At 59.0% G+C, this 25,990-nt stretch carries 27 protein-coding genes; 11 read left to right on the plus strand and 16 right to left on the minus strand.

All coding sequences use genetic code 11. The annotated features are described in order from the left end of the window. Positions 1-132 precede the first annotated feature (132 nt). Genes FPZ52_RS02210 through FPZ52_RS02220 form a run of 3 tightly spaced genes read left to right on the plus strand, consistent with a single transcriptional unit; the run spans position 133 to position 2,391 of the window. Positions 133-564 (plus strand): PaaI family thioesterase, encoded by a 432-nt coding sequence (locus FPZ52_RS02210; protein WP_146363281.1) that lies wholly within the window; start codon positions 133-135, stop codon positions 562-564. Then, positions 561-1,070 (plus strand): PaaI family thioesterase, encoded by a 510-nt coding sequence (locus FPZ52_RS02215; protein ID WP_146363287.1) that lies wholly within the window; start codon positions 561-563, stop codon positions 1,068-1,070. The genes FPZ52_RS02210 and FPZ52_RS02215 overlap by 4 nt, the downstream gene beginning before the upstream one ends. Next, positions 1,063-2,391: an MATE family efflux transporter gene (locus FPZ52_RS02220; RefSeq protein WP_146363289.1), complete on the plus strand. Its 1,329-nt coding sequence runs from the start codon at positions 1,063-1,065 to the stop codon at positions 2,389-2,391. Before FPZ52_RS02215 ends, FPZ52_RS02220 begins: the two co-directional genes overlap by 8 nt. Here the strand turns inward: FPZ52_RS02220 and FPZ52_RS02225 are convergent. Together FPZ52_RS02225 and FPZ52_RS02230 are read right to left on the minus strand one after the other, a co-directional pair. Next, positions 2,388-3,461 carry a quinone-dependent dihydroorotate dehydrogenase gene (locus tag FPZ52_RS02225; protein WP_146363291.1) on the minus strand — a complete coding sequence of 358 codons (1,074 nt, stop codon included), beginning with the start codon at positions 3,459-3,461 and terminating at the stop codon, positions 2,388-2,390. The genes FPZ52_RS02220 and FPZ52_RS02225 overlap by 4 nt on opposite strands. After that, positions 3,458-3,850 carry a DUF952 domain-containing protein gene (locus FPZ52_RS02230; RefSeq protein ID WP_338052811.1) on the minus strand — a complete coding sequence of 131 codons (393 nt, stop codon included), beginning with the start codon at positions 3,848-3,850 and terminating at the stop codon, positions 3,458-3,460. Before FPZ52_RS02230 ends, FPZ52_RS02225 begins: the two co-directional genes overlap by 4 nt. A 69-nt stretch (positions 3,851-3,919) precedes the next feature. On the opposite strand from FPZ52_RS02230, the gene FPZ52_RS02235 reads away from it, so the two are divergent. Then, complete coding sequence (locus tag FPZ52_RS02235; protein WP_146363293.1) at positions 3,920-5,491, plus strand: bifunctional metallophosphatase/5'-nucleotidase; 1,572 nt, start codon at positions 3,920-3,922, stop codon at positions 5,489-5,491. Positions 5,492-5,536: 45 nt separating this feature from the next. On the opposite strand, the gene FPZ52_RS19100 is transcribed toward FPZ52_RS02235, so the two are convergent. Together FPZ52_RS19100 and FPZ52_RS02245 are read right to left on the minus strand one after the other, a co-directional pair. Next, positions 5,537-6,358 (minus strand): transporter, encoded by an 822-nt coding sequence (locus FPZ52_RS19100; RefSeq protein ID WP_146363295.1) that lies wholly within the window; start codon positions 6,356-6,358, stop codon positions 5,537-5,539. A 155-nt stretch (positions 6,359-6,513) separates the two neighbouring features. Next, positions 6,514-6,942 (minus strand): VOC family protein, encoded by a 429-nt coding sequence (locus FPZ52_RS02245; protein ID WP_146363297.1) that lies wholly within the window; start codon positions 6,940-6,942, stop codon positions 6,514-6,516. A gap of 166 nt (positions 6,943-7,108) precedes the next feature. Here FPZ52_RS02245 and thyX point away from each other — a divergent pair, with 166 nt between their 5' ends. Next, positions 7,109-8,017, plus strand: coding sequence for an FAD-dependent thymidylate synthase (gene thyX, locus FPZ52_RS02250; RefSeq protein ID WP_146363299.1), 909 nt, complete (start codon positions 7,109-7,111; stop codon positions 8,015-8,017). 57 nt (positions 8,018-8,074) lie between these two features. Here the strand turns inward: thyX and FPZ52_RS02255 are convergent, their stop codons facing one another. After that, entirely contained in the window at positions 8,075-8,284 is a 210-nt protein-coding gene (locus FPZ52_RS02255) for a cold-shock protein (RefSeq protein WP_146363301.1), read from the minus strand. A gap of 195 nt (positions 8,285-8,479) precedes the next feature. Between FPZ52_RS02255 and FPZ52_RS02260 the strand changes: the two genes are divergently transcribed. Further along, entirely contained in the window at positions 8,480-8,821 is a 342-nt protein-coding gene (locus FPZ52_RS02260) for an arsenate reductase family protein (protein ID WP_240804384.1), read from the plus strand. Here the strand turns inward: FPZ52_RS02260 and FPZ52_RS02265 are convergent. From FPZ52_RS02265 to FPZ52_RS02305, 9 genes are all read right to left on the minus strand, one after another. Then, positions 8,809-9,366 carry a DoxX family protein gene (locus FPZ52_RS02265; protein WP_146363303.1) on the minus strand — a complete coding sequence of 186 codons (558 nt, stop codon included), beginning with the start codon at positions 9,364-9,366 and terminating at the stop codon, positions 8,809-8,811. The two genes, FPZ52_RS02260 and FPZ52_RS02265, sit on opposite strands and share 13 nt — an antisense overlap. Beyond that, a complete protein-coding gene (locus FPZ52_RS02270) occupies positions 9,363-10,112 on the minus strand; it encodes an HvfC/BufC N-terminal domain-containing protein (protein WP_146363305.1) in 750 nt (249 codons plus the stop codon). The genes FPZ52_RS02265 and FPZ52_RS02270 overlap by 4 nt, the downstream gene beginning before the upstream one ends. Then, on the minus strand, positions 10,112-10,969 hold the full coding sequence (gene bufB, locus FPZ52_RS02275; RefSeq protein ID WP_240804385.1) for an MNIO family bufferin maturase: 858 nt from the start codon (positions 10,967-10,969) through the stop codon (positions 10,112-10,114). The genes FPZ52_RS02270 and bufB overlap by 1 nt, the downstream gene beginning before the upstream one ends. A 55-nt stretch (positions 10,970-11,024) precedes the next feature. Beyond that, positions 11,025-11,330, minus strand: coding sequence for a BufA1 family periplasmic bufferin-type metallophore (locus FPZ52_RS02280; protein WP_146363309.1), 306 nt, complete (start codon positions 11,328-11,330; stop codon positions 11,025-11,027). Between the two features lie 221 nt (positions 11,331-11,551). Then, positions 11,552-13,498, minus strand: a complete 1,947-nt coding sequence (thrS, locus tag FPZ52_RS02285) for a threonine--tRNA ligase (protein WP_146363311.1) — start codon at positions 13,496-13,498, stop codon at positions 11,552-11,554. A gap of 184 nt (positions 13,499-13,682) precedes the next feature. Beyond that, a complete protein-coding gene (gene plsY / locus FPZ52_RS02290) occupies positions 13,683-14,282 on the minus strand; it encodes a glycerol-3-phosphate 1-O-acyltransferase PlsY (protein ID WP_205758612.1) in 600 nt (199 codons plus the stop codon). Continuing rightward, positions 14,282-15,550 carry a dihydroorotase gene (gene pyrC, locus FPZ52_RS02295; protein ID WP_146363315.1) on the minus strand — a complete coding sequence of 423 codons (1,269 nt, stop codon included), beginning with the start codon at positions 15,548-15,550 and terminating at the stop codon, positions 14,282-14,284. The genes plsY and pyrC overlap by 1 nt, the downstream gene beginning before the upstream one ends. Then, complete coding sequence (locus FPZ52_RS02300; RefSeq protein ID WP_146363317.1) at positions 15,547-16,086, minus strand: aspartate carbamoyltransferase catalytic subunit; 540 nt, start codon at positions 16,084-16,086, stop codon at positions 15,547-15,549. The genes pyrC and FPZ52_RS02300 overlap by 4 nt, the downstream gene beginning before the upstream one ends. Then, positions 16,083-17,033: an aspartate carbamoyltransferase catalytic subunit gene (locus FPZ52_RS02305; RefSeq protein ID WP_146363319.1), complete on the minus strand. Its 951-nt coding sequence runs from the start codon at positions 17,031-17,033 to the stop codon at positions 16,083-16,085. The genes FPZ52_RS02300 and FPZ52_RS02305 overlap by 4 nt, the downstream gene beginning before the upstream one ends. Before the next feature lie 108 nt (positions 17,034-17,141). Between FPZ52_RS02305 and FPZ52_RS02310 the strand changes: the two genes are divergently transcribed. From FPZ52_RS02310 to FPZ52_RS02325, 4 genes are all read left to right on the plus strand, one after another. Next, positions 17,142-17,912: a uracil-DNA glycosylase gene (locus FPZ52_RS02310; RefSeq protein WP_146365630.1), complete on the plus strand. Its 771-nt coding sequence runs from the start codon at positions 17,142-17,144 to the stop codon at positions 17,910-17,912. Positions 17,913-17,946: 34 nt separating this feature from the next. After that, positions 17,947-18,483, plus strand: coding sequence for a molybdenum cofactor biosynthesis protein B (gene moaB, locus FPZ52_RS02315; protein ID WP_146363321.1), 537 nt, complete (start codon positions 17,947-17,949; stop codon positions 18,481-18,483). 85 nt (positions 18,484-18,568) lie between these two features. Beyond that, positions 18,569-20,041, plus strand: coding sequence for an efflux RND transporter periplasmic adaptor subunit (locus FPZ52_RS02320; RefSeq protein ID WP_146363323.1), 1,473 nt, complete (start codon positions 18,569-18,571; stop codon positions 20,039-20,041). 3 nt (positions 20,042-20,044) lie between these two features. Continuing rightward, entirely contained in the window at positions 20,045-23,431 is a 3,387-nt protein-coding gene (locus FPZ52_RS02325; protein WP_146363325.1) for an efflux RND transporter permease subunit, read from the plus strand. Here the strand turns inward: FPZ52_RS02325 and FPZ52_RS02330 are convergent. After that, on the minus strand, positions 23,423-24,232 hold the full coding sequence (locus FPZ52_RS02330) for a protein-disulfide reductase DsbD domain-containing protein (RefSeq protein WP_168201248.1): 810 nt from the start codon (positions 24,230-24,232) through the stop codon (positions 23,423-23,425). The genes FPZ52_RS02325 and FPZ52_RS02330 overlap by 9 nt on opposite strands. A 144-nt stretch (positions 24,233-24,376) precedes the next feature. Here FPZ52_RS02330 and FPZ52_RS02335 point away from each other — a divergent pair, with 144 nt between their 5' ends. After that, on the plus strand, positions 24,377-24,940 hold the full coding sequence (locus FPZ52_RS02335; protein ID WP_240804386.1) for a YqgE/AlgH family protein: 564 nt from the start codon (positions 24,377-24,379) through the stop codon (positions 24,938-24,940). Here FPZ52_RS02335 and FPZ52_RS02340 read toward each other — a convergent pair. Then, positions 24,931-25,881 carry an L-threonylcarbamoyladenylate synthase gene (locus FPZ52_RS02340; protein WP_146363331.1) on the minus strand — a complete coding sequence of 317 codons (951 nt, stop codon included), beginning with the start codon at positions 25,879-25,881 and terminating at the stop codon, positions 24,931-24,933. The two genes, FPZ52_RS02335 and FPZ52_RS02340, sit on opposite strands and share 10 nt — an antisense overlap. Between the last annotated feature and the right edge of the window lie 109 nt (positions 25,882-25,990).

The following is a 25,990-nucleotide window of genomic DNA, read 5'->3' on the forward strand; positions in this document are numbered from 1 at the left end:
CTCCTTGAATTATGAGCAGTTTAAGCGGCTGATCGCAAAGGTGCAATTGCCTTAACGTCAATCGGCGGGCGGCATCCTCTGGACTGTCACCTGCCGAGCAGAGATAAGGGGCGCGTCTGATCAGGAGGCCCCATGTCGCGTGACAAAGCCGAATTGGCGAAAGAGTTCATTTCTGCATTGCCCTATGCGCGGGCCCTGGGGCTAGAATTGGTCGCCCTGCATGATGGTGTGGCCGAGTTGGTGATGCCCTATGCCGAGCATTTGATCGGTGACCCGCAACGCGGCGTGATTTCCGGCGGCGCGGTGACGGCAATGATGGACACGGCAGGCGGCGTGGCAGTCCTGGCGCATCCGGAGGCGGGCGACACCACGGCAACGCTGGATTTGCGGATCGACTACATGCGCGGGGCGGAGCCGGGACAATCGATCAGGGCGCGTGCGGAGTGCTATCATGTGACACGTTCCGTTGCGTTCGTGCGGGCAAGTGCTTGGGATGACGACGCGAACCGGCCCATCGCCAGTGCAGCAGGTGCTTTTACCGTTGGACGAAAGAGCCAGTCATGAGCTTCAAACAGCCCGAACCCGTTCAGGTCGTCAAAGAGCGGCGCGATGCGGCACTGCACGCCCTCGTGTCCCGTATCCCCTTCACTACCTTTCTGGGTGTTCAGATTGAACGGAAGGGAGACGAACTGACATCCGTTTTGCCGTTCGACGAAAAGCTGATCGGCAATCCAGAACTGCCGGCGCTGCACGGGGGCGCGACTGCGGGCTTTCTTGAAGTCACGGCGATCATTCAACTGTGCTGGTCAGTGATGTGGGAAGATATGGAAAACTCCGGATGCGTCCCGCAAACGGAGCAGCCCGGATTTCAGATACGCGTCCCCAAGACCATCGACTTCACGGTGGATTACTTGCGCAGCGGCTTGCCGCGTGATGCCTATGCGCGCGCAAGGGTGAACCGGTCGGGACGGCGCTATGCGTCGGTGCATGTCGAGGGCTGGCAGGACAATCAGACGCGGCCATTTGCGCAGGCGACCGGGCATTTCCTGATGCCCCCGCGCGATGGTTGATGTAGCCGCTGGTCAGCCGCTGACCCATCGCCGCGTTCTGAAGATCGCGGTGCCGATCGTGGTCTCTGGTGCGACTGTTCCAATCCTCGGCGCAGTTGATACCGGTGTCGTGGGTCAGTTGGGTGATCCGGTGCCGATTGGTGCGGTCGGGATCGGCGCCGTTATCCTGACGGCGATCTACTGGATTTTCGGTTTCCTGCGCATGGGCACGACGGGCATGACTGCGCAAGCACAGGGGGCGGCAGATCACGAGGAGGTTTCTGCACTTCTGGTCCGCGCGCTAATGATCGCCTTCGGTGCCGGGGTTCTTTTGATCGTTGCGCAAAGCCTGTTGTTCACGGGCGCCTTCTTGATTTCTCCTGCCAGTGCGGAGGTTGAGGCATCTGCCCGCGACTATATGCAGCTGCGTATTTTCTCGGCGCCGGCCGCTATTGCGATTTTCGGCGTCACGGGCTGGCTGATCGCCTTGGAACGCACCCGGGCTGTGCTTGCGGTCCAGCTTTGGATGAACGGCATGAACATCGCACTGGATTTGTGGTTCGTGCTAGGTCTCGACATGGGTGTTCGCGGCGTTGCCTTCGCGACATTCTTGTCGGAATGGTCGGGCCTCGTCGTCGGGTTGTGGTTCTGCCGTGACGGGCTGCGCGGCGGTGCCTGGCGCAACTGGGCACGTGTTCTGGATCGCGAGCGGCTGGTTCGCATGGCGGTGATGAATATCGACATCCTGATCCGGTCGGTGCTTCTGCTCACGATCATGCTGAGCTTTGTATTTCTGGCCGCCGATTTCGGGGATGTGCCGCTTGCGGCCAACCAGATCCTGCTGCAATTCATCAACATCACGGCCTACGCCCTGGATGGCTTCGCCTTTGCGGCTGAGGCGTTGATCGGCCAGGCCTTGGGCGCACGGTCGCTGCATGCGCTGCGCAGGGCGGCGGTGATGACCAGCATCTGGGGCGCGGTCATCGCTGTTTGTCTCGCGCTGACATTCGGAATGGCAGGACCCGCGATTATCGATCTCATGACGACTGCACCCGAGGTGCGGCTGGAGGCACGCGAATACTTGCCCTACATGATCTTGACGCCGTTGCTTGGCCTGCCGTCATGGATGCTGGACGGATTCTTCATTGGTGCGACGCGGACCAGGGACATGCGCAACATGATGATCGTAACGATACTCATCTATGTTGTCGCAGTTGCGATACTCGTGCCCCTGTTTCAGAATCACGGGCTGTGGATGGCCTTTCTAGTTAGCTATGTTGCCCGCGCCACGACACTGGCCGCGAAGTATCCGGCGCTGGAGCGGGGCGTCGCGCAGAATTAGCCGGACACTTGCAGCCACTTGTTCCGATCCGTGCCAACGGCTTCAGCGACTGTGGCGAACCCATCACGCTCAAGCAAGCTGTCCAAGCCGCGCGCGATCTCGGCGGCTAGTGACAAGCCGCGATAGACCATTGCGGAATATAGCTGGATGGCGCTCGCACCGGCTTTGATCTTGGTATAGGCGTGTTCGGCGCTTGAAATCCCGCCTACACCGATCAGTGGCAACTTGTTCTCTGTCAGTTGCGACATGCGGGCCAGGATGCGTGTTGACGGCTCGAACAACGGTGCGCCGGACAATCCGCCCTTTTCTTGCGCGTGGCGACTGGTCAGCCCGTCGCGTGACAGTGTCGTATTGGTGGCGATGATGCCGTCTATGCTGCTGGACAGCGCGACTTCCGCGATATCGGCCAATTCCCCGTCAGTAAGATCAGGCGCGATCTTCAGAAAGACGGGGATCGGGCGCGTCAGTTTGGCGCGCGCATTCACGACGCCGGTCAACAACGCCCAGAGAGCGGCCCGACCCTGAAGATTGCGCAGGTTTTCCGTGTTGGGAGACGACACGTTGACAGTAACGAAATCGACATGCGCCGCACAGCCGTTCAGAACGCTTACGAAATCGGCGGCACGGTCTTCGCTGTCCTTGTTGGCCCCCAGGTTCAGCCCGATCACTGCGTCTTCGGGTCTGCTTGCGAGCCTATGTGCGATAACATCTGCCCCGTCATTGTTGAATCCGAAGCGGTTGATCACGGCCCGATCCTTGGCCAGGCGAAACAGGCGCGGCTTGGGATTGCCCGTTTGTGGCCGCGGCGTCGCTGCGCCTACTTCGATGAAGCCGAAGCCCGCGCGCGCCAACGGATGCAGAACCTCTGCGTTCTTGTCGAACCCAGCAGCCAAACCGACCGGATTGGGCAGCTCCAACCCCGCGATTTCTGTGCGTAGCCGGTCGGAGGTGACGGGTCCGGACAGTTGCGCCAGCCCTGAACTGAGCGCCTTCAAAGCCAGTTTGTGTGCGACTTCCGGATCGAGCTGACGCAGCATCGCCAGCCCTGTGCTTTCAAGGAAATTCGTCATTCAATACCTTCGGGCAATTCATGGCCGTTCGGGCCCAGGGAAATCTGGTGGGCCTCTATAATCTCGGATCGGCTTAAAGACCGGTAAAGATGTGGAAACAGGGCGCCCCCGCGCGATGGTTCCCATCTCAGCGCGTCCGACAGATCGTCTGTATCGAGAACAGCAAGTACTAGGTCCTTTTCATCGGAGAAGTGCTTGTCGAGCGTTCCCCGAAGTTGTGCAGCAGTCGAGATATGGATGAAGCCATCGCGCAGATCGTCTGGCGATCCGGTGGTTTGGCCTTCGGTGTCAAGCACATCCCATTCCCGTGCGCGGAATATCTTGTAGATCAGCATGCCATGCCATTGCCCCGCACGGGTCACGGGGTCAAGCGTTCTGTCGTCTGGCAACGTGGAGCTTGCGCAACGGCTGACCGCGCGGCAGTCTGTGGCAAGTAGTTCAACAGGAGAGTGATACGAATGACCCGGAGCTTGACCTTGGTATCCGTCGCAGCGTTGTTTGCTGGCGCTGCGCATGCCGATTACAACCTGACCATCCTGCACACCAATGACTTCCATTCGCGATTGGAGCCGATCACCAAATACGACAACACCTGCGCGGCAGAGGACAACGAAGCAGGCGAATGCTTCGGCGGCTCCGCGCGCCTGGTATCTGCCGTGGCCGCTGCCCGCGAGAGAGCGGAGAACTCCCTTCTCGTGGACGGTGGCGATCAATTCCAGGGAACTTTGTTCTACACCTATTACAAGGGCAAAGCCGCTGCCGAGATGATGAACAAGCTCGGCTACGACGCGATGACGGTTGGAAACCACGAATTCGATGATGGGCCGGAAGTGCTGCGTGGCTTTATGGATGCAGTAGAGTTCCCCGTTCTGATGTCGAATGCCGATGTGTCAGGCGAACCGCATCTGGCAGACGTCCTGATGAAATCCACTGTGATGGAGTTAGGCGGCGAAAAGATCGGCCTGATCGGGTTGACCACCGAAGACACGCCAGAGATCGCCAGCCCCGGACCGAACGTCATTTTTACCGACAGCGCCGAAGCCGTGCAGGGCGAAGTCGACAAGCTGACGGACGAGGGCATCAACAAGATCGTGGTGTTGAGTCATTCGGGCTACGAGGTGGACAAGCAGGTTGCCGAGAACACCACGGGTGTTGACGTGATCGTTGGGGGTCACTCCAACACTTACCTCAGCAACAGTTCCGAGGATGCCGAAGGACCGTATCCGACGATGATCGGCGACACGGCGATTGTTCAGGCCTATGCTTATGGCAAGTTCCTGGGCGAATTGAACCTGGTCTTCGACGATGAGGGTAATCTCGTGTCGGCCGAAGGTGAGCCGCTGATAATGGATGCCGCTGTCGCGGAGGACGGTGCGACCAAGGACCGGATCGCCGAGCTCGCGCAGCCCCTTGATGAAATCCGCAACAAGGTGGTCGCGCAGACCGCTGGACCGGTTGAAGGCGACCGCAGCTTCTGTCGTGCAGAGGAATGCCAGATGGGCAATCTCGTGGCCGATGCAATGCTGGATCGCGTAAGGGATCAGGGCGTGTCCATCGCCATCCAGAACGGTGGTGGGCTGCGTGCATCCATCGATGAGGGCGAGGTGACGATGGGCGAAGTGCTGACCGTGCTTCCGTTCCAGAACACCCTGTCAACATTCGAGGTCGATGGCGCGACGATCGTCGAGGCGCTTGAAAACGGTGTCAGCCAACTGGAAGAGGGTGGCGGTCGTTTCGCCCAAGTGGCAGGTCTGAAATACACCTTTGATCCGGCAGCCGAAATCGGAAGCCGCGTGTCGGACGTGATGGTCATGAACGGTGACGACTGGGCACCGATCGATCCGGCCGCGACTTATGGCGTTGTGTCGAACAACTTTGTGCGCAACGGTGGCGACGGGTTCTCGATGTTCACGGATGCGGTCAACGCGTATGACTTCGGGCCGGATGTGGCCGATGTTGTCGCGGAATACATGATCGGTCTGGGTGGTGCTTATGAGCCGTACACCGACGGTCGCATCATGAAGAAGTAGAAACCTCGCGATGGTTGGGTCTGGCGACGCCAGACCCAATTGTAATCATTTGGGGAACAGGAAGTTTACGTTCACCCGGGCGCCCCAGCCCTCAGGGCCGTTCTCTGGAGCTTCTGCCCAATAACGCACGCCCGCACCCACCTGCACCATATTGCCGCCAAGGTTCAGCACCTTGTTGAAGCCGGTGTTGATGGGGACGCTCCATTGTTCCGCTTCCCAGTCATAGGTGGATTCCGTGTTCAGGAAGAAGCTCGTCCCGTTTGCCCAAGTGTAGTTGACAAACGGTTGCAGGAAGGTCGATGAGATGTCGTTGCGGTCATCGTCGCCCGCATAGGACCAGATATGGTTGGTCAGCCCGCCAAAGGTCCATGGACCTTGCTGCTTCAGGACCACCGCACTCAGACCGGCGCCCCATTTTTCGCCGCCGATATCCCGGTCGGTTGCTGTCGGCCACAAGAAGACAGGACCAACGCCCCAGGTCATTCCGCCCGGCCCAGCCGCTTTTGGAGACAGGAAAAAGGTTTGCACGGTGTCACCAATGCCGCTTTGTTCGCCTTGACCCGGGAACGCGTTATCCTGGTAGACGAAGGGCACGATGGTGCGAACGATCAGATTCCAGTTGTCGTTAAGCGAAAACGGTGTAACCGGTTGCACATTCACGATCAGCCTGTCCGCGTCCTCTGGTCCGATGCCCGTGTCGTAGTTGAACTGAAACGGGACCGACGTCAGATCCGACACGGGATTGGCAGATTGGGCAGCCAGATCCGCCGCTTTGGAAGAACCACCACCGTCTTGAGCGACCGCGCCGCTGCACAGGGTGGCTAGGACGGTGCCCAGAAATGCCGTGCGTGCGATGAGGTTGGGCATGAGACGATCCCTATCGTGACTTGTTCAGGAGGCTTATTACTTTACCTAAAGTAAGCATTGTGAGTCGTGAAGCTGTACCGATGAAAAGCCAAGACATTGATGGAGAGTATGACAAACGAGTAGCCCCGCATGACGCGGGGCTTATGGGGTATGGCCTACCAGTGGCCCGTGTTTTCCATGCTGACCCAAGGTTCTTGCGGCTCCAGTGAATCGCCTTCTTGGAGCAGTTCGATCGACACGTTGTCAGGTGATCGCACGAAAGCCATATGTCCGTCGCGCGGCGGACGGTTGATGACCACGCCGTTGTCCTGAAGCGTCTGACACATCTCGTAAATGTTCTCGACGCGATAGGCGAGGTGGCCGAAATGACGGCTGTCGGACGGCAGCCCTTCGTCACCGTCCCAGTTGTAGGTCAACTCGACCGGGCATTCTTCCTGTCCCGGGGGTGCAAGGAACACCAGCGTGAACCGGCCCTTGTCGTTGTCTATGCGGCGCGTTTCTTCAAGGCCGAGCAGCTTGTAGAAGGCGATGGATTTGTCCAGATCCTTTACGCGGACCATGGTGTGCAGATATCTGACTTTCATGGGACTCTCCTCTGTGTGGGTTGTGCAGACGCGACCACAAGCTGCGCTTAACGTCAAGCGGGCAGAGGCGAGGTATTCGCCGTGTGGCCCCCGATCTTGTAGTGTTGAACCGGGCGTTGGGGTATATATGGTGTCCGCATATCAGCCCGAATCGAAAGAGGTCCGCATGCCCCTGTCCCCCGAGCAGCTTGAACAGATCGACGCACAGCGCAGCCAGACGCAGCAGACGCTGCGGGTCGTCAGCGCGGGGATGGAAAGCCACCTGTATAAGGCGCATGAGGTGCTGGACCACGGGTTCGTGCGCGTTGTGGACTACATGGGTGACGATGGCGCCATCGTTCAGGCGGCGCGTGTCAGCTATGGCGCGGGGACCAAGAAAGCCCGCAACGACGAGGGGTTGATCCGCTACCTGATGCGCCATTGGCATTCGACTCCATTCGAGATGTGCGAGATCAAACTGCATGTGAAACTGCCTGTTTTCGTCGCGCGCCAGTGGATCCGCCATCGGACGGCCAACGTCAACGAGTACTCCGCACGATATTCGATTCTGGACCGGGAATTCTATATCCCCGCGCCGGAACATCTGGCTGCCCAGTCCACGGTGAACAACCAGGGACGCGGCGATGTGCTGACAGGGGATGAGGCACAACGGGTACTCGACATCCTGCGCAGCGACGCAGGACGCGCCTATGATCATTATGAGCAGATGCTCAACCAGGAAGGACAGGAAGGGCTGGCCCGTGAACTGGCCCGCATGAACCTGCCCGCAAACATCTACACCCAGTGGTATTGGAAGGTGGACCTGCATAACTTGTTCCACTTCCTGCGCCTTCGTGCGGACGCGCATGCACAGTACGAAATCCGGGCGTATGCCGACGTGATGTGCAAGATCGTGGCCGATTGGGTGCCTGCAGCCTATTCCGCGTTTGAGGACTACCGTATGGGCGGCGCGAATTTTTCGGCGAAAGGGCTCGACTGCATCCGCCGCATGATCGCAGGCGAGGAAGTTACACAGGAAGGTTCTGGCATGAGCAAGGGCGAGTGGCGCGAATTCGAGGCGGCGCTGAAAGGCTGAAAAGCAAAGGGGACGCCAGATCAAGCGTCCCCCTCAAAAAGCGTCAATGTCGGGCGCCTAGCCCATCAGCTGCAGTTCCGAAGCCGAAGCGCGACCGTCTCGGCCTTCACGCAGCTCGTAGGAAATTTTCTGATTATCCGCCAACCCTGTCAGCCCAGCACGTTCAACGGCCGAGATATGTACGAAAACGTCTTTTCCGCCTTCATCCGGGGCGATGAACCCGTAACCCTTCGTCGTATTGAACCACTTCACGGTGCCTGTAGGCATCGCGTCTCTCCTTGTCTTACTCACTTTACCGTCCGCAGAATGCGACGGGACGGTGTGCCGCGCTCTCCTGTGATCGACCCGCAAACGAAGCAACCGAAGGAAAGATGAAGCCCACGACGCAAGGAAAACACGGATTCGCGCAAAAACAAGAATTGTTTGCCTCGATTCGGGACAAAGTCATAAAATTTCTCACAAATGGGTGAAGTGATGCTCAAACTCTATGGTTTAAAAACCTGTGACACCTGCCGGAAGGCACTAAAAGCGCTGGAAGCGGGCGGAAAACCGGTTGAATTCATTGATGTGCGGAAGACCCCTCCTTCCGCAGAGCTTCTGGCGCAATGGCTGGACCAGGTTGGCGATAAGCTGCTGAATACGAAGTCCACGACTTGGCGCGGGCTGGATCAGGTCGATCGTGATCGCCCGGTGGTTGAGCTGCTGGCCGAGCAGCCCACCCTTATTAAACGTCCTGTGATCGAGGGCGCTGGTAAGGTAACAGTCGGGTGGACAAAAGAGGTCCAGGCGATCTACCTGGACTGATGGTGGTAAGGGGCGAGCACGCGATCAAGCGACAACGCCCCGCCACCCTGCACGACTAATACCAATAGGACGAAGGTCCAGAAGGTACGCTGATCGGCGATCAGCGACGACGGGTCGCGGTCAAACCACATGCCGATGTCGGGCCGCGTCAATCCGTGGCCGTAGATGTCGGTCAGGCTTTGGACTGCAATGAACCCGATCATCCCAAGTGCCGCGATCCGCGTCAGCAGGCCGATGACGATCAGAAGTGGCAAGACGAACTCTCCATAGGTGCCGGCCAGAACGACCGGATAACTCCACCACGACAGTTGGCCGGGGTCGTACCCGACAGTCTCCATCGCGCGGGGGAAAATCTGGACATAGGCGCCGGATGATAGGCGAAAAAGCCCGAAGAACCCGTCACCGAGCTTCGTCATGGCTGAGGCCCAAAAATAGATCAACAGGGTTCCGGCGAAAACGAGCCGGGCAAGCGGGGGCAGAAGCGGGTTAAGGCCTTTGCCTACCCTTGAAGAATACATCTGAAGTTGATGAATATCATGACTCATTGAGCACAGCTTCCCTGTTCGAGGCGATGGATACAGCCGCCTGCCAGAAGTTTCGTAAGCAGGCTGCCAAGTGTATCAGGCGATCGGCCTTCGATGGCGGCACCCAATGTCAGCCCGCGCTTCAGAGCACCCGCAAGTGTGGCTTCTGCATCGGTCAGCATGTCCAGTTCAGGGTCGAACCGGGGGCGTGAGATAAGGATGTTCTCGGGTTGTGTGCCGGATTTGATCGGTGCGGTTGAAGTGTTCATGTGCCAAATGCTCAGTACAGGATAGCGCGACTTGAGGATGTGGCAACTTGGCGCGAACCGGACCCTACTTGCCATCAACTCATCCGGCGACAATTCCGATAACATCGACGCGTCAATCGGTGCGCTGTCGGCAGCGTGATAGGCAACGCGGCGAGTATATTCCAAACGCGCCATATCTGGCGGATAGGGCAGGGCGTGCGCTGGCGGGAACTCTTCGAGAAACTCCGATAAGCTATCGCCATACAAGAACATCAGCGGCGATGACGGTGGATGAGACCGCAGATAAGCTCCCGCCATGGCACGGAAAAACTGTTCTCCCACCAGTTTGCGGGTGACGGGAAAGCCGGACTCCAATGCTTCGGTTAAGCTGACTGCCACGTTGTTGCGATAGATCGCAAACCTTTTGGGAGCGGGGAACCCGTCGAAATCCACGAGCCCTTCCGGCGCTACCTGTTCGGGTGCAAGGAGAGCAGACGCAAATTCCTCCCGGCGATCCATCAGGCCGCCCGATCCACGACGTTAGCCAAACACTGGTTGGCCCGGGCGGCTTCGGCTTCCAAGTCCGCCCAGCAGGGTACATTGTTATCCCATTCAATCAGTGTCGGTTTTGCCCCCGCTCGCTGCAGTGTATGTCTATATAATGCCCAAACCGGGTCGGCGACTTCTCGTCCGTGGCTGTCTATCAATAGCGGATGCCCTCGGTCGTCTTTATCTTCGTCATGTCCACCCAGATGGATTTCTCCTACATGATCCAGCGGAAAAGCCTTGATGTAGTCATACGGGTCGGTCGCAAGGTTGCGTGCCGAGATGAACACATTGTTGACGTCCAACAGCAATCCGCAACCTGTGCGTTCTACCAGCGCTCGAAGAAATTCGACTTCGCCCATCTCGCTTTCAGCGAAGGCAAGGTAGCTCGAGGGATTTTCCAGCAGCATCTGACGCCCGAGCGAGTCCTGCACCTGGTTGATATGCGCGCAAACGTGATCAAGGGTTTCGGCCGTATATGGCAGTGGCAGCAGATCGTTCAGATAATGGGTCTCATGGGTGGACCACGCCAAATGCTCCGAGAACGAAGCGGGTCGTAGCCAATCAACGAGTTTGCGCAATCGCGTCAGATGGTCGAGGTCCAACGGGGCCGTTCCGCCGATGGACAGTCCGACGCCGTGAACCGAAATTGGCATCCGGTCGGCCAGCGCGTGAAGCTGCGCGATCGGGCGTCCACCGTCACCCATGTAGTTTTCTGCGTGGATTTCCACCCACCTGACGCTTCTTGCGTCCGACATGATATCGTCGAAATGCTTCGCCTTGAAGCCGACACCCGGAGCGTGTGGTAAGTTGATCTGGACTTGGCTCATCTGGGACTCCCTCATCGCAGAAAGGCACCCCGCTGTGGCGGGATGCCTTGTTCAGTTAAGCGGGCAAATCGCGATCCAGAGCTTCCAGCGATCCCTCGCGTGGCGTTCCGTCTGCCATGTCAGGAAGGTCGATCTCGGTGCAGGTGCCGTCCGCAACCAGCGCCCAAGCGTTCCCCTGATAATCGACGGTTGAAGTGCCTGCACAAGTTGTTCCAGGCCCGGCGGCACAATCGTTTTCGCCTGCCAAGGAAACCCCATAGCACTTCTCCTCTGCCTGTGCGGCTCCGCTTGTCGCAGCCAGTCCGGAGATGGCGGTGGCGACAGCACCCGCAATGGCAAGTGACTTATGTGTTTTCGACATATTTCAGGCCCTATCAGTTGCTCGCCGTCGTTCTTGACGACACGGAAAGGGTAGGTGTTGCAGGCGCTGACGTTCCAATCACAGCCTTGTGGGTCACACGCCTGTTAGATTGAGCGGGAACTTCAGTTGGTGCGGGAACCTTCAAGCTTCTGGAAGCTTTGCGAAAACAAAAAAGGTCCGGCACTTGCCGGACCTTTTGTTTCAAAAGATTGCCCCGATTATTACAGAAGATCCGGAGGGGTTACCTCGACGACCAAGCTTTCTGTGATCTCTTCGAGCGTTTCTGTCTTGGTCTGCTTCTCGCCCAGACGTCGGATCGACACGGTGCGCTCTTCGACTTCGCGCTTGCCACAGGCCAGAATGACCGGGACCTTTCCTAGCGAATGTTCACGGACCTTGTAGTTGATCTTCTCGTTGCGGGTGTCCGCCTCTGCGCGGATACCCTTTTGGCGGAGGGTTGCCACAACTTCGTTGACGTAATCATCGGCTTCCGAGGTGATGGATGCGACTACCACTTGACGCGGTGCAATCCACATCGGCAGCTTGCCGGCATGGCTTTCGATCAGGATGCCGATGAAGCGTTCGAAACTGCCCAGAACAGCGCGGTGCAGCATGTAAGGGCGATGTTTTGCGCCATCCGCGCCGATGTAGTTTGCATCCAGCCGTTCAGGCAGGTTGGGATCGACTTGAAGCGTGCCGCATTGCCAATCCCGCCCGATTGCGTCGGTCAGAACGAATTCCAGTTTTGGTCCGTAGAACGCGCCTTCACCTGGGTTCAGTTCAAATTCGTAACCTGCGGTCTCGCAGGCGTTTTTCAGCGCTGCTTCAACGACGTCCCAGCTGTCGTCAGACCCGATCCGTTTTTCGGGGCGGTCCGAGAACTTGATTTTCCAGTCGGTGAAGCCAAGATCGGCATAGATCCCAGCCAGAAACTCGATGAACTTCTTCGTTTCGGCCTCGATCTGATCCTCGGTGCAGAAAATGTGAGCGTCGTCCTGTGTGAAACCGCGCACGCGCATGATTCCGTGCAGCGCGCCTGATGGCTCATACCGGTTGCAGGACCCGAACTCGGCCATGCGCAGGGGCAGGTCACGATAGGATTTCAGCCCTTGATTGAACACCTGCACATGGCACGGGCAGTTCATTGGCTTCAACGCGTTGACTGCCTTTTCGCGGGCATGTTCTTCATCCACTTCGACGATGAACATGTGCTCTTGATACTTGTCCCAGTGGCCAGATGCTTCCCACAACTTGCGATCCACGACCTGCGGAGTGTTGACTTCGACGTATCCATCGCGGCGCTGCTGACGACGCATGTAGTCTTGGAGCGTGGTGTAGATCGTCCAGCCGTTGGGGTGCCAAAAAACCTGACCGGGGGCCTCTTCCTGCATATGGAAAAGCGCCATTTCGCGGCCCAGGCGCCGGTGGTCGCGTTTCTCGGCTTCTTCAAGGAAGTTGAGGTACTTCTTAAGGTCTTCCTTGTTGCGGAAGGCGACACCGTAGATCCGTTGGAGTTGTTCACGATTGCTGTCACCGCGCCAGTAAGCACCGGCGACGCGCATAAGTTTGAAGGCATCGGCCGGAACCTGACCCGTATTCTGCAAATGTGGGCCGCGGCACAGGTCCTGCCAGTCACCGTGCCAATACATCCGGAGCGGCTCGTCACCCGGAATGGCGTCGATCAGCTCGACCTTGAAGGGCTCGTTGCTGTCCTTGTAGTGCTGAACGGCACGGTCACGATCCCAGACCTCGGTGCGCACACCTTCGCGAAGATTGATGATCTCCTTCATCTTCTTTTCGATGGCCCCCAAATCGTCGGGGGTGAAGGGTTCCGCGCGGTCAAAATCGTAATACCAGCCGTTGTCGATGACGGGGCCGATGGTGACCTTCACGTCCGGCCATATCTCCTGGACCGCGCGCGCCATTATATGGGCCAGGTCATGCCGGATCAGTTCCAGCGCAGGGGCCTCGTCCTTCATGGTGTTGATCGCGATGGAGGCGCTTTCCTTGATCGGCCATTGCAGGTCGAAATGTTTTCCGTTCACCTGTGCAGAGATCGCCTTTTTTGCCAGCGAGTTGGAAATGGAGGCTGCGATTTCGGCGGGCGTAATACCACTGTCGTATTCACGAACATTGCCGTCGGGAAAGGTAAGGGAGATTTGGCTCATGTCTGAGTTCCTCGTCGGTTTGGCGCCCACGGAACGCCCGGTTGCGTAACAGGATCAGAACGAATCTGCCCGCACTTTACGACAGTGCGATGAACAGATGTTGCGTCGTTTCCAATCGGGTGGGCTAATAGCGCACTCTGCGCAGGTCATACAAGGCATGAAGACCAAGGAAGGCGCAGCTTAACTATTGACCAATGCGCGGCTCGGTGCCGGACAGCAGGCGTTTGATATTGGGCCTGTGACGCAGGAAAACCAGTGCTGCGAGGCAAATCAGAAGGACCACTGTCGTTTTTGCCAGGAAGAGCGCTGTGCACGGTGCGAGAGCCGCCGCAATCAAAGCGGATAACGACGAGATCCGCGACAGTTTCGCGACGGCCAGCCAGATCAGGCAGGCGATTACGCCGACAGGCCATGCAAGGGCGAGAAGAGTTCCAAGGAAGGTGGCGACCCCCTTGCCGCCCTTGAACCCAAGCCAGACCGGGTAGCAATGACCGAGAAACGCGGCAAAGCCCGCAACCTGTGCGGCGTCTTCACCAAGCGCCACGCGTGCCACCAACACCGCTACCGCCCCTTTGCCTGCATCCATTACAAGCGTCAAGAATGCGGCCAGCTTGTTTCCCGTGCGCAGCACATTGGTTGCGCCGATGTTGCCTGATCCGATTTGGCGCAAGTCACCAAGGCCAAATAGACGCGCAATGACGATGCCGAAAGGAACGGCGCCAAGCAGATAGGCAGCAATGGCTACGGCGACGAACGCCGGGACGGAAGTGGTGATTGCAGGGATCATGCGCCGAACACCTGTTTTCCCGCGACCCAAGTGCCACGCACGCGCCCTTGCATGCGTTGGCCGTCATAGGGTGTGTTCTTCGATTTGGACTGCAGCTTGAAGCGATCCATGACGAAGGGTGTGTCGGGGTCGAACAGAACCAGGTCGGCAGGTGCGCCTTTGGACAGACGACCGCCGGGCAGTCCCAACCGCTTTGCGGGGTTGAACGACATCGCGCGGAACAGCGTTGGCAGATCCAGATGTTCCGAATGATACAGCCTTAGCGCTGCGGGCAGCAAAGTTTCCAACCCGACAGCCCCGCTCGCGGCTTCTTCGTAGGGCAGGCGCTTGCTCTCCTCGTCTTGAGGCGTGTGCATGGAACTGACGATGTCGATCACTCCGGTTCGAACCGCTTCTATCATGGCGAGACGATCTTCTTCCGACCGCAGAGGTGGCTTCAGCTTGAAGAAAGTGCGGTAGCCTTCCACGTCAAACTCGTTCAGCGTGAGGTGGTGGATCGAAATCCCGGCGGTTACATCCAGCCCGTCGGCCTTAGCACGGGTCAGTGTCGGCAGCGCAGTCGCGGTCGTAACCTGATCAGCGTGGTAACGCACACCGGACATCTCGACCAACGCTATGTCGCGTTCCAGCCCCATACGTTCAGCCATCGCTGACACCGACGGCAAGCCGCGCAGAGAGGCAAATTTGCCGCTTGTCACTGAAGCCCCGGAACTCAACCCCGGTTCCTGCGGATGTCCGATGACCAATGCACCAAGACTGCGTGCATAGGTCAGGCAGCGCGACATCACCTTGGTATCCGTGATCACATGATCGCCATCCGTGAACCCGACCGCGCCGGCATCCAGCAAAAAGCCGACCTCGACCATCTCGCGTCCGTTGCGTCCGCGGGTCAGCGCGGCGAGCGGGGCGATGTTGATAGATGTGGCTTCGGCCCCGCGACGGATGAAGAATTCCAGCGTTTCGGGGTTGTCTATCGCGGGCATGGTGTCGGGGCGGGTTACGATCGTAGTGACGCCACCAGCCGCCGCTGCCAGTCCGGCCGTTCGAAAACTTTCCTTGTGCCGCTCCCCCGGTTCGCCGATCTTCACGCCGGTATCGATGATGCCGGGCGCTAGGCACTTTCCGTCGCAATCAATCCGTTCGCCCTTGTCAGGGCAGGGTGTATCACGGTCGATGATGTGGCCGTTCTCAACCAGCAAACTGCCAATATCGTCCATCCGGCTTTCCGGGTCGATCAGGCGGGCGTTGTCGAAATAGAGGGTCATGCTTGTCCTCTTTGTACTTTGCGCATCAGGTCATAGACGTGGCGCGGATCATCGATGCGCTTGAAACCGACCTTTTGAGAACTGCCGCTGCCGAAACTGCGACCGAAAAAGACAGCCCCGGGAACGCCGTCTTCAAGGGTCAGCGTGGTGTCGGCTGTGACGTCGAAGCTGTTCAAGCGGCGCTTGCCGAATGTGTCCGTCGCGATGATCGCCCGGCTGTCTGTCAGAGTGTACCAGCTGCGCGACCTTTCCCATGCGTCGCGAACCACATAGCCAAAGGCACGTTGCAGGCCGAGAAACACGAAGAGCATCCCAAAGACGAAGAAGATTATCGAAACGAAGGGATCACCGCTGGTCACGGTTGCTGCCCCCATCATCCAGCTTAATGCGAAGATGACTATGATGAAGCCGAAAACGCTGCGCTTGGGGTTGACGTCGCTCCATACGAGCCTTCCATCGGGCCGCCCCTGCCAAAGGATACGCTCACCCGGTTGCAGGATTCCCGTCCAATCACCGGAGAGTTCCGTCGGGATCACACCATGACTCCGGTTGTTTCTGCCCGCAGGTTGCGTGCGAGCAGATCCATCATGGCCATACGAACGGCGACCCCCATTTCCACCTGTTCCTGAATGACCGAACGGTTGATGTCGTCAGCCAGTGTCCCGTCGATCTCGACCCCGCGGTTCATCGGGCCGGGATGCATGACAATTGCGTCTTCCTTGGCGTAGCGCAGTTTTTCGGCATCAAGCCCGAAGCGGTGGTAGTACTCGCGCTCTGACGGGATGAAGGCGCCGTCCATTCGCTCTTTCTGTAGACGCAGCATCATGACGACGTCGCAATCCTTCAGGCCTTCGCGCATGTCGTCATAGACCTCGACGCCCCAATCCTGCACACCTGATGGCATCAGCGTGGGCGGTCCGATCAGGCGGATGCGGTTCTCCATCTTGTGCAACAGCAGGATGTTGGATCGTGCCACGCGGCTATGAGCGATGTCGCCGCAAATGGCGATGTTCAGCCGGTGCAGCCTGCCTTTCGCTCGCCGAATGGTCAGCGCGTCGAGCAGGGCCTGCGTCGGATGCTCGTGCCGCCCGTCGCCTGCGTTCAGTACGGCGCAATTGACTTTCTGGGCCAGCAGATCCACAGCGCCCGAATGCGGGTGGCGTACGACCAGCAAATCGGGGTGCATGGCATTGAGCGTCAGGGCCGTGTCGATCAGCGTCTCGCCCTTCTTGATCGAACTGGCCTGCATCGCCATGTTCATCACATCCGCCCCCAAACGCTTACCGGCCAACTCGAAGCTGGCCTGCGTGCGAGTGGAATTCTCGAAGAACATGTTGATCTGCGTTAGCCCGGCCAGCGCGTCCGAATGCTTCATCGCACGACGGTTCAGATCAACATATTGATCGGAAAGGTCGAGAATGGTTCGGATTTCTTCAGGGTGGAGCGGTTCGATCCCCAGAAGATGCTTGCCGCGAAACGTCATGTTCGGCCCCATTTCCGTGTTTGCGCGGGTTATAGGCAGGACGGCCTCGCGTCACAAGCGTTGCGTGAGCCATTTACCTTGATCAACGCGACGCGTAACAATCGGCACATGATGGCCATGCCCGACCCCAACGACATCAAGGCACTGCTGGACTGGCAGGCGGAACTAGGCGCCGACGAACCGCTGGGTGAGGTGCCCGCGAACCGCTACGTTGCGGATCCTGGTCATCAGAAGGCCGAGGTCGCGCCACAGGCGACGCAGTCTGCCATCGCGACCGATCCGGTAAGTGTGGCCGCCGAGATGGCCCGAGAATCCGCGAGTTTAGAAGACCTGCGGCAGACGATGGGCGAATACCGACACTGCGATCTGTATAAAGGTGCACGCAATCTGGTATTTTGCGATGGGCAACCCCAGGCGCGCGTGATGATCCTTGGTGAAGCACCCGGTCGCGAGGAGGATGTTCAGGGTAAGCCGTTCGTCGGTCGTGCGGGGCAGCTGCTCGACAAGATGCTGGGTGCAATAGGGATGGATCGCGCCAGCCCGGACCCGCAAAGCGCCGTCTATATCACCAATGTCCTGCCCTGGCGCCCCCCACAAAACCGTGAACCCACACCTGACGAAATGGCGATGATGCTGCCTTTCGTGAAGCGGCACATCGAACTTGTCGATCCCGATGTGCTGGTGCTTATGGGCAACGTATCGTGTCAGGCGATGCTTGGGCGCAAGGGAATCACGCGTCTACGCGGCAATTGGCAAGAGGTGTCGGGCCGACCGTGCCTACCTATGTTTCATCCCGCCTATCTGTTGCGCAACCCACATGCCAAGCGCGAGGCATGGGCAGACCTGTTGGAACTCAAGGCGCGGTTGCTGGCTGAATAGTGACCTTCGATGCATGCAAAGGTGGAGTTAGGGTATGAGTTCAACCGAACGGGGCTTCATTCCGGTCCGCATCGCCGTTTTGACGGTGTCCGACAGCCGCTCCATGGCGGATGACAGATCGGGTCAGGTGCTGGTTGATCGTATTGCGTTGGCAGGGCACGAACTGGCAGACCGCAAGATATTGCGCGATGAACGAGTCGGAATTGCAGCCCAACTCCGTATGTGGTCCGAAGATCCGGGTGTCGACGTGGTGATCTCGACTGGCGGCACCGGCTTGACCGGCCGGGACGTGACGGTCGAGGCCCATCGCGATGTCTATGAGAAAGAAATCGAGGCCTTCGGGACAGTCTTCGCCATTGTCTCGATGAAGAAGATAGGAACCTCCGCTGTTCAAAGCCGTGCAACAGGGGGGGTTGCCAATGGAACCTACCTGTTTGCACTGCCGGGAAGTCCCGGCGCCTGCAAGGACGCCTGGGATGAAATTCTGGTCAATCAGCTCGATTACCGACACATGCCATGCAATTTCGTGGAAATTTTACCGCGTCTGGCCGAAAACCGGCGACGGAAATGACGATAGCGTGCGTGTAATCCTTACAACTTGGTGAAACCCGGCCCCTGCGCTAAATTGGGTCATCTATTCGGAGTGCCTGCCAGCCATGCAATTTCTTCGGCGTAGCCTCGTTGGTATCTGGCTGATTGCCTTGACAGTAGCGGGGATCGGATGGGCCGCAGTAACGGTCTATGACGCGGTGAAGGTCGCCATCGCACCGCGTGCGCCGATGCGTGCGCCCAATGAAACAGTGCTGACCGTCAACGTGGTGCCCGTCGAAAGCGGAATACTGACACCGGTGCTCGAAACCTATGGCGAGATTCGCAGCCGTCGTACGCTGGAAGTGCGGGCAACCGCCTCGGGCCGCGTACTGGAATTGTCGGATCAGTTCGAGGAAGGTGGCCGTGTTGAGGAAGGGGATCTACTGATGCGGATCGATCCCGCCGCCGCCGAAGCCGATCTGGCCATCGCGCAGGCCGATGTCAGCGAGGCGGATGCCGAGTTATCCCAAGCACGGTTCGGACTGGAATTGGCGCAGGCGGATCTGGAGGCCGCGCAGGAACAGGCGGATTTGCGTGCTCAAGCGCTTGAACGGCAGTTCAGCTTGCAGGAACGTGGGGTCGGTAGCGCAGCTGCCGTGGAGGACGCCGCCCTTGCGGATGCGGCTGCGCGTCAGTCGGTCGTTTCACGCAGGCAGTCTTTAGCAGCAGCAGAAGCACGCATCGAGCTGGCGGAAACCACCCTCAACCGGATGCGCGTCAACGTTACGGAAGCCCAGCGGATGCTTGCTGACACGGAACTTCGCGCGGGCTTCACTGGCCGATTGAGTGAGGTCAATGTGGTCGAGGGTGGGCTGGTCAGCGAAAACGAGATGCTGGCGCAACTGGTCGATCCGGATGCGCTGGAAGTGGCGGTCAGGCTGTCCACCGCTCAATACGCGCGCCTGCTCGACGAGCAGGCATCGCTGATGTCGATGGAAGTTGCGGTCAGCATGGAGGTCGCTGGGTTAGATCTGTCCACGAAAGGACAGGTGGAGCGCGAAAGCGCCGTTGTCGGCGAGGGCCAGACAGGGCGCCAGGTTTTTGTGCGCATTGATGCGACAGCGGGGTTCCGGCCGGGCGATTTCGTGACGGTCAGGATCAGCGAGCCGGAACTCGACAATGTAGCCCGCCTTCCGGCCCGCGCTGTGGATGGGAATAGCAACGTGCTTGTTCTTGACGATGAGAATCGTCTTCTCGCTGCCAAGGCGGATGTCTTGCGCAGGCAAGGCAATGACGTGCTCGTGCGGGTGAACGACGCGATTGAAGGGCGGCGGGTCGTGGCCGAACAGACGCCGCTTTTAGGCTCGGGTATCCGTGTGAGACCTGTTCAGCCGCTGTCTGATACTGATGAAGTTACAGTGCCGCAGATAGACGAAATGATCACGCTCGCACCCGAGCAACGCCAGAAGCTAATCGACTTCGTCCAGTCCAGTGCACGTATGCCCGAAGATGTCCGTCAACGCGTATTGGCGCAGCTCGAACAGGAGCAAGTTCCGGCAAGTGTCATCCAGCGCCTCGAGAGCCGAATGGGAAGCTAACGGATGGATATCCCGACCGGTAAGGGCCTTCTGGGCTATTTCACACAGCATCGGACTGCGTCGAACCTGCTTTTGATCGTTCTCGTGATCCTCGGACTCGCGGCGGCGCCGCAGATGCGCGCGCAGTATTTTCCTGACATCGTAACCGACGACATCAGGGTTAGCGTAGCTTGGGATGGTGCAGGGCCGGAGGATGTGGACCGCGCGCTGATCGGCCCTATGCTGCCTGTGCTGCAGGCGGTCGAGGGTGTGCAGGAAACAGAAACCCGTGCGACGGAAGGCTCGGCCCGCATCGAGTTGGAGTTTGAGCCGGGCTGGGATATGGCGCGCGCGCAGCAGGATGTGGAAACCGCGCTCGATACCGTCACCGATCTTCCCGAAGACGCAGACGCACCATCGGTCGCGCGCCGGGCATGGCGGGACAGTGTTACCGATGTGGTCATTTCCGGGCCGGCGGGTGTAGATCAACTCGCTCGCTTCGCCGATGAGTTTGTAGCGGAGTTGTTCGATGCGGGGGTGACGCGGACAACCATTCAAGGGGTTGCGGACCCGGAGACCGAAGTTATCGTCCAGACCCGCGACATGATCCGCTACGACGTCACGATGAGCGACATCGCGGACGCGATTGCATCGGCAGCGGAAAGCAATCCGGCGGGCGAAATCGAATCCGCAAATGCACGGCTGCGCAGCGGGGTAGCGCGCCGTTCGGCAGACGAGATCGAGGCCATCGTTCTACGTACCTATGCGGACGGCTCGTCGTTGACGGTAGGTGATGTAGCGCAAATCAACCCGACCAGCGTGGATCGTGACCGCGCCTATTACGTTGGCGACAATCCGGCTGTCGCTATCAATGTCGCGCGTTCGGCCACCGGCGATGCCATCAAGTTGCAGCGCGCCGTGGAAGACGTCGCCGACAAGTTTCAGCAGACGCTGCCCCCCGACGTCACCGTGGACCTGATCCGGACGCGGGCAGAACAAATTTCGGCGCGACTGAACATTCTGATCGAGAATGGCCTGCAAGGGCTGGTTCTCGTGCTCGGGCTGTTGTTCCTGTTCCTGAATGCCCGCATCGCATTCTGGGTCGCGGCGGGTATTCCGGTGTCTATGCTGACGGCCATCGCGATCATGTATGGGTTTGGCATATCCCTGAACATGATTTCGCTCTTCGGGCTGATCATAACATTGGGCATCGTCGTAGATGACGCGATCGTTGTGGGCGAGCATGCCGATTTCCGGGCAAGACGTTTGGGCGAACCGGCACCGGTGGCTGCCGAACGTGCGGCGCGGCACATGGCCTTGCCAGTGGTTTGCGCGACCCTGACAACCGTGATCGCATTCTTTGGTCTGACCGTGATCGAGGGGGGCTTCGGTGCGATGATCAAGGACATACCTGTCACCGTGATCGCGGTGCTGCTGGCGTCCTTGGTCGAATGTTTCCTGATCCTGCCCAACCACCTGAAGCACGCGGTCGCACACACCGCCAAGGAGCACTGGTACGATTGGCCGAGCAGGCAGGTCAATCGCGGCTTCCGCTGGTTCCGCGACAATGTGTTCCGCCGGTTTATCGAACTGGTGCTTGCCATGCGTTACCCTGTCATCGCCGGTGCGATGGTGGTTCTTGCGTCGCAGGCGGCGTTGTTCATCAAGGGCGATGTGCAATGGCGGTTTTTCGATTCGCCGGAACAAGGGTCGATCTCCGGAAACTTCGCGATGGCCCCGGGTGCCACCCGTGAAGACAGCATCGCGCAGATGCGGGAGCTGCAACGCGCGGCTGAAGCGGTGGCGGCACGATATGAGGAAGAGTTTGGGCTGAATCCGCTGACCTACATGTTGACGCAGATCGGCGGGACGTCGGGTCGCGGGCTGGCGGGTGAAGACACGAAAGAAGCGTTCCAGCTGGGCTCCGTTGCCATCGAACTGATTGACGCTGACCTGCGCCCCTACTCGTCCTTCGCTTTTGTCGAGGCGCTGCAACAGGAGGCTCGCAATCATCCATTGGCTGAAACGGTAAGCTTCCGCGGCTGGCGGTCCGGGCCGGGTGGTGATGCGCTCGATGTCAAGCTCTACGGTGCCAGCAGTGAACGGCTCAAGGACGCGGCTGAAGGGCTGAAGTCAGCGCTGGCCGGGTTCCCGGAAGTGTCGGCTTTGGAAGACAGCATGGCCTATGACAAGGAAGAGTTCATCGTCGAGCTATCCCCACAAGGCCAACTTCTGGGGTTCACGATTGACGAGGTGGGGCGAGAACTGCGCTATCGGTTGAACGGGGTCGAAGCTGTCACCTATCCGGATGGCACGCGAACGGGCCGCATACTGGTCGATCTGCCGGATGAGGAAAAGACGGCCGATTTCCTCGAACAAGCGATGCTGCGCGCACCGTCGGGGCAATACGTGCCGCTTGCCGATCTGGTAACTGTGGAGCGCGAAAGCGGCTTTTCCACAATTCGCCGGGAAAACGGGCTGCGGGTGATCACGGTGACCGGCGATATATCCGATGATGATCCGCAACGTGCGAACGAAATCCTGACCACCATGCGTGATACGATCTTGCCACGGATCGAAAGCGAGTATCAGGTCGGCTGGCAACTGGGTGGTTTGTCGGAACAAGAACGTGACTTCCTTTCTGATGCCTCGCGCGGTTTGACGCTTTGCATGTTGGGAATATTCCTGACACTCGCGTGGATGTTTTCCAGTTGGACGCGGCCATTGGCAATTATGGCGATTATCCCGTTCGGTTGTGTCGGTGCGATCTGGGGCCATTACGCTTGGGGCCTGCCAATGTCGATGTTCAGCATTGTCGGGCTGATAGGGATGACCGGGATAATCGTGAACGACTCGATAGTCTTGATTGCTACGGTTGATGAATATGCGAAAAATCGGCCATTACGCGCCGCCGTGCGTGATGCTGTCTGTGATCGCCTGCGGCCAGTGATGTTGACAACAATGACAACGGTGCTGGGCTTGGGTCCGCTGATGTACGAAAGTTCACAACAGGCGCAGTTTCTGAAACCCACCGTGGTCACTCTGGTCTATGGGCTTGCCTTCGGAATGTTGCTGGTGCTGATTGCTGTGCCCGCGATGTTGATCGTCGGGCGAGACATGGCACAAAGTCTGCGTGCGGCGCGGCGGTCGCTCGGGGCAGGTCGTCGTGCCGGACCAGCCTTTGGTGCCTCTGCCACGCTTGCTGTGCTGATAGGGCTTTGGTTTGCTGCTACGCTGGGTTCGCAATTGACGGTCGGCCAGATGCTTATCTCGACACTATTTCCCGAAGTGGCACTTGCTGGCGGGAATTCTTTCGCGTTTGCTTGGTTCGCGGCAGGTGCGACATTGCTGACGGCGGTGGTTCTGGGTGCCGGAGCGGTCTGGGTCGTGCGTGAAAACAGATCAGTCTGAACTGCCGGTGCATCCGTAGGTTTCAATGGCTTGGCCGTCCCCCAGAACGGTAATCCGCAACTTGGATCGGTCGAGGCCGAAGGGCTTGGCGCCTGGGGGGACAAGCTCCGTTTCGACGGTAAGCGTATCGCCTGTCCGATGGTTGGTAGAATCGGATACCCAGATGTCTTTGTCGGGCATTTCGATCACACCCACCTCATTACCACCCAGCGGGGGCATCTGCAGATCTACGCGCAGCTTCAGCCCATCTCGGATCGGTTCCGCCGTGCAGGTGGTCGAACGAAGTCCATGCGCTGCACCGGGTTTTGGCATGTCTGCGAGCGCCTCACGAATTGCCTGAACCTCAGCGGGAGTTGCCTGTTCTGTGTCGAGTGTCCGCGTAAGTTTCACGTCGACGGGCACGCAGATGCTTTCGCATACGCCAAGCAATGCCTCGGCATGCACATTCACGGGGCGGGACGGGTCTACCATTGTCAGTTCAATGGGAAAGACCACTTCATGGGAGTATCCGATCGTGCGCATATCGCGCGTTTCATACACGTTTGGCCGTGGCCATCGGATGCGTGCGGAGGCGATATTGCCCGATCCTGCCCAGGAAATTTGCGGGGGTATTCCGGCATCTCCGGGGGCCCGCCAATAGGTCTTCCACCCCGGTGCCAGCGTCAGCCGCAGCCCTGCGATCATGGTGTTAGGGTCGGATTTCCAACCCGGAATGATACTGGCAGAGGTCAGCCCGTGATCCTGGGCAGGCGCCAAGGCGGGCATGGTGATGAGGCCCAAGGTGGCCAGAATTCGGGACAAGCGCGATATCATGCGCGCAATCTGAGTGAATCCGCCGCTGGAAGGAAGTCACATTCCAGCGACCCTGTGTGATATGTTGCGCATTCGCTTGCACTCGGCTCCGGGCTTTGATCATGTGAAGCTATGGACCCTCAGGAAGACATCATGAATCTGACCGGCAAGTTGTTGATTGCTATGCCGGGCATGGGTGATCCACGCTTTGAAAAGAGCGTGATATATATGTGCGATCACACCGGCGACGGGGCGATGGGGCTTATCGTCAACAAGCCTGCAACGGATATCGGCTTTGCTGATCTGTTGGGACAGTTAGGGATCGAGCGTGGCGACTCATGGCGAGAACCTCGGATCTATTTTGGAGGGCCGGTCGAACATGCACGCGGATTTGTTCTGCATTCTAGTGAATATCGATCTGCGCAGGGCGAAAATGCCACGCTGCGCGTGGACGATTCGTTTTCCATGACCGCGACGTTGGACATTCTCAGCGATATTGCGCAGGGGGCGGGGCCGGCTGAATGCATGCTCGCGCTGGGATATTCCGGTTGGGGTCCCGGACAGCTGGAAGCCGAGATTGGTGAAAATGGCTGGCTGATGGCCGAGGCGTCACCGGAAATCGTGTTTGCGCGAGACAACGGCCTCAAATGGAGCGCGGCGCTGAAGACGCTGGGGATCGATCCGCTTCTCTTGTCGTCGGCGGCCGGTCACGCCTGATCGTCACGCGGCGCGGCGGCGCGGCGTAGTCGGTCGTTGATCGCGCGTCCCAGACCTGTGTCGGGAACTGGGGCAACGGCTATCGGACTGCCCAACCTGTCCAGCTCGTGCATCGCCTTGAACAAATTGGCCGCTGCTTCGACCAGATCACCCTTTGCGGACAGGTTGAGATGGGCTTGCGGGCATGTGCCGAAACCAAGATATAACTCGCCGTCATAGGCCTCATATGCGTTCAGTCGCAGGGCTGCCTTGGGCGCGTAATGCGATAGTAGCTGTCCGGGTGATTTGGGGGTTGTAGAATTCTCCACCCCCGTGGCAACCGTCCCGATCAGGTTTTCGATCACCTCCCTTGGCAGCCCGCCTTCACGAAGTAGGGCAGGCTGGCCCGTCAGGTCAAGGATGGTCGATTCGACGCCCACCATGCAGGCACCTCCGTCGATGATCGCGTCGATTTTTCCCTCCAGCCCGGCCAAGACATGCTGCGCAGTTGTGGGGCTGATCCGACCGGAGGGGTTGGCGGAGGGTGCGGCGACGGGGCCGTCAAACTCGGTCAGCAGTTTATTCGCGACCACGCCTGCAGGCACCCTCAGCGCGAGACTGTCCAAGCCAGCGGTCACAAGCGGCGAGATCCCGGCGTTGCGCTTCAGTGGCAATACCAAGGTCAGCGGGCCTGGCCAGAAATGCTTGGCGATCTCAAGGGCAGCGGGGCTGAACTCGGCAAAGCGCCGTGCGGTCGCCAGGTCCGGGACATGCGCAATCAGCGGGTTGAAACTCGGACGGCCCTTCGCTTCGTAAATACGCGCGACAGCGGTGTCGTTGCGGGCATCGGCACCAAGGCCGTAAACCGTTTCGGTGGGCAGGGCGACGAGCCCGCCGTCACGCAGAATTTGCGCGGCGGTGGCTAGGCTGTCCGAGTCGCTGTCGAGTAGACGGGTTTCCATGTTTGCCTTGTGACGCGGCGTTTAGGTTGCGGGGCGAGTCGGGCGATATACCCTGCCACGGATCAATATGCGTCATAGCTCCACATCATGGTGGTGCCAAGGCGCCATC

It is taken from the genome of Qingshengfaniella alkalisoli, from assembly GCF_007855645.1.
Classification (GTDB): Bacteria; Pseudomonadota; Alphaproteobacteria; order Rhodobacterales; family Rhodobacteraceae; genus Qingshengfaniella; species Qingshengfaniella alkalisoli.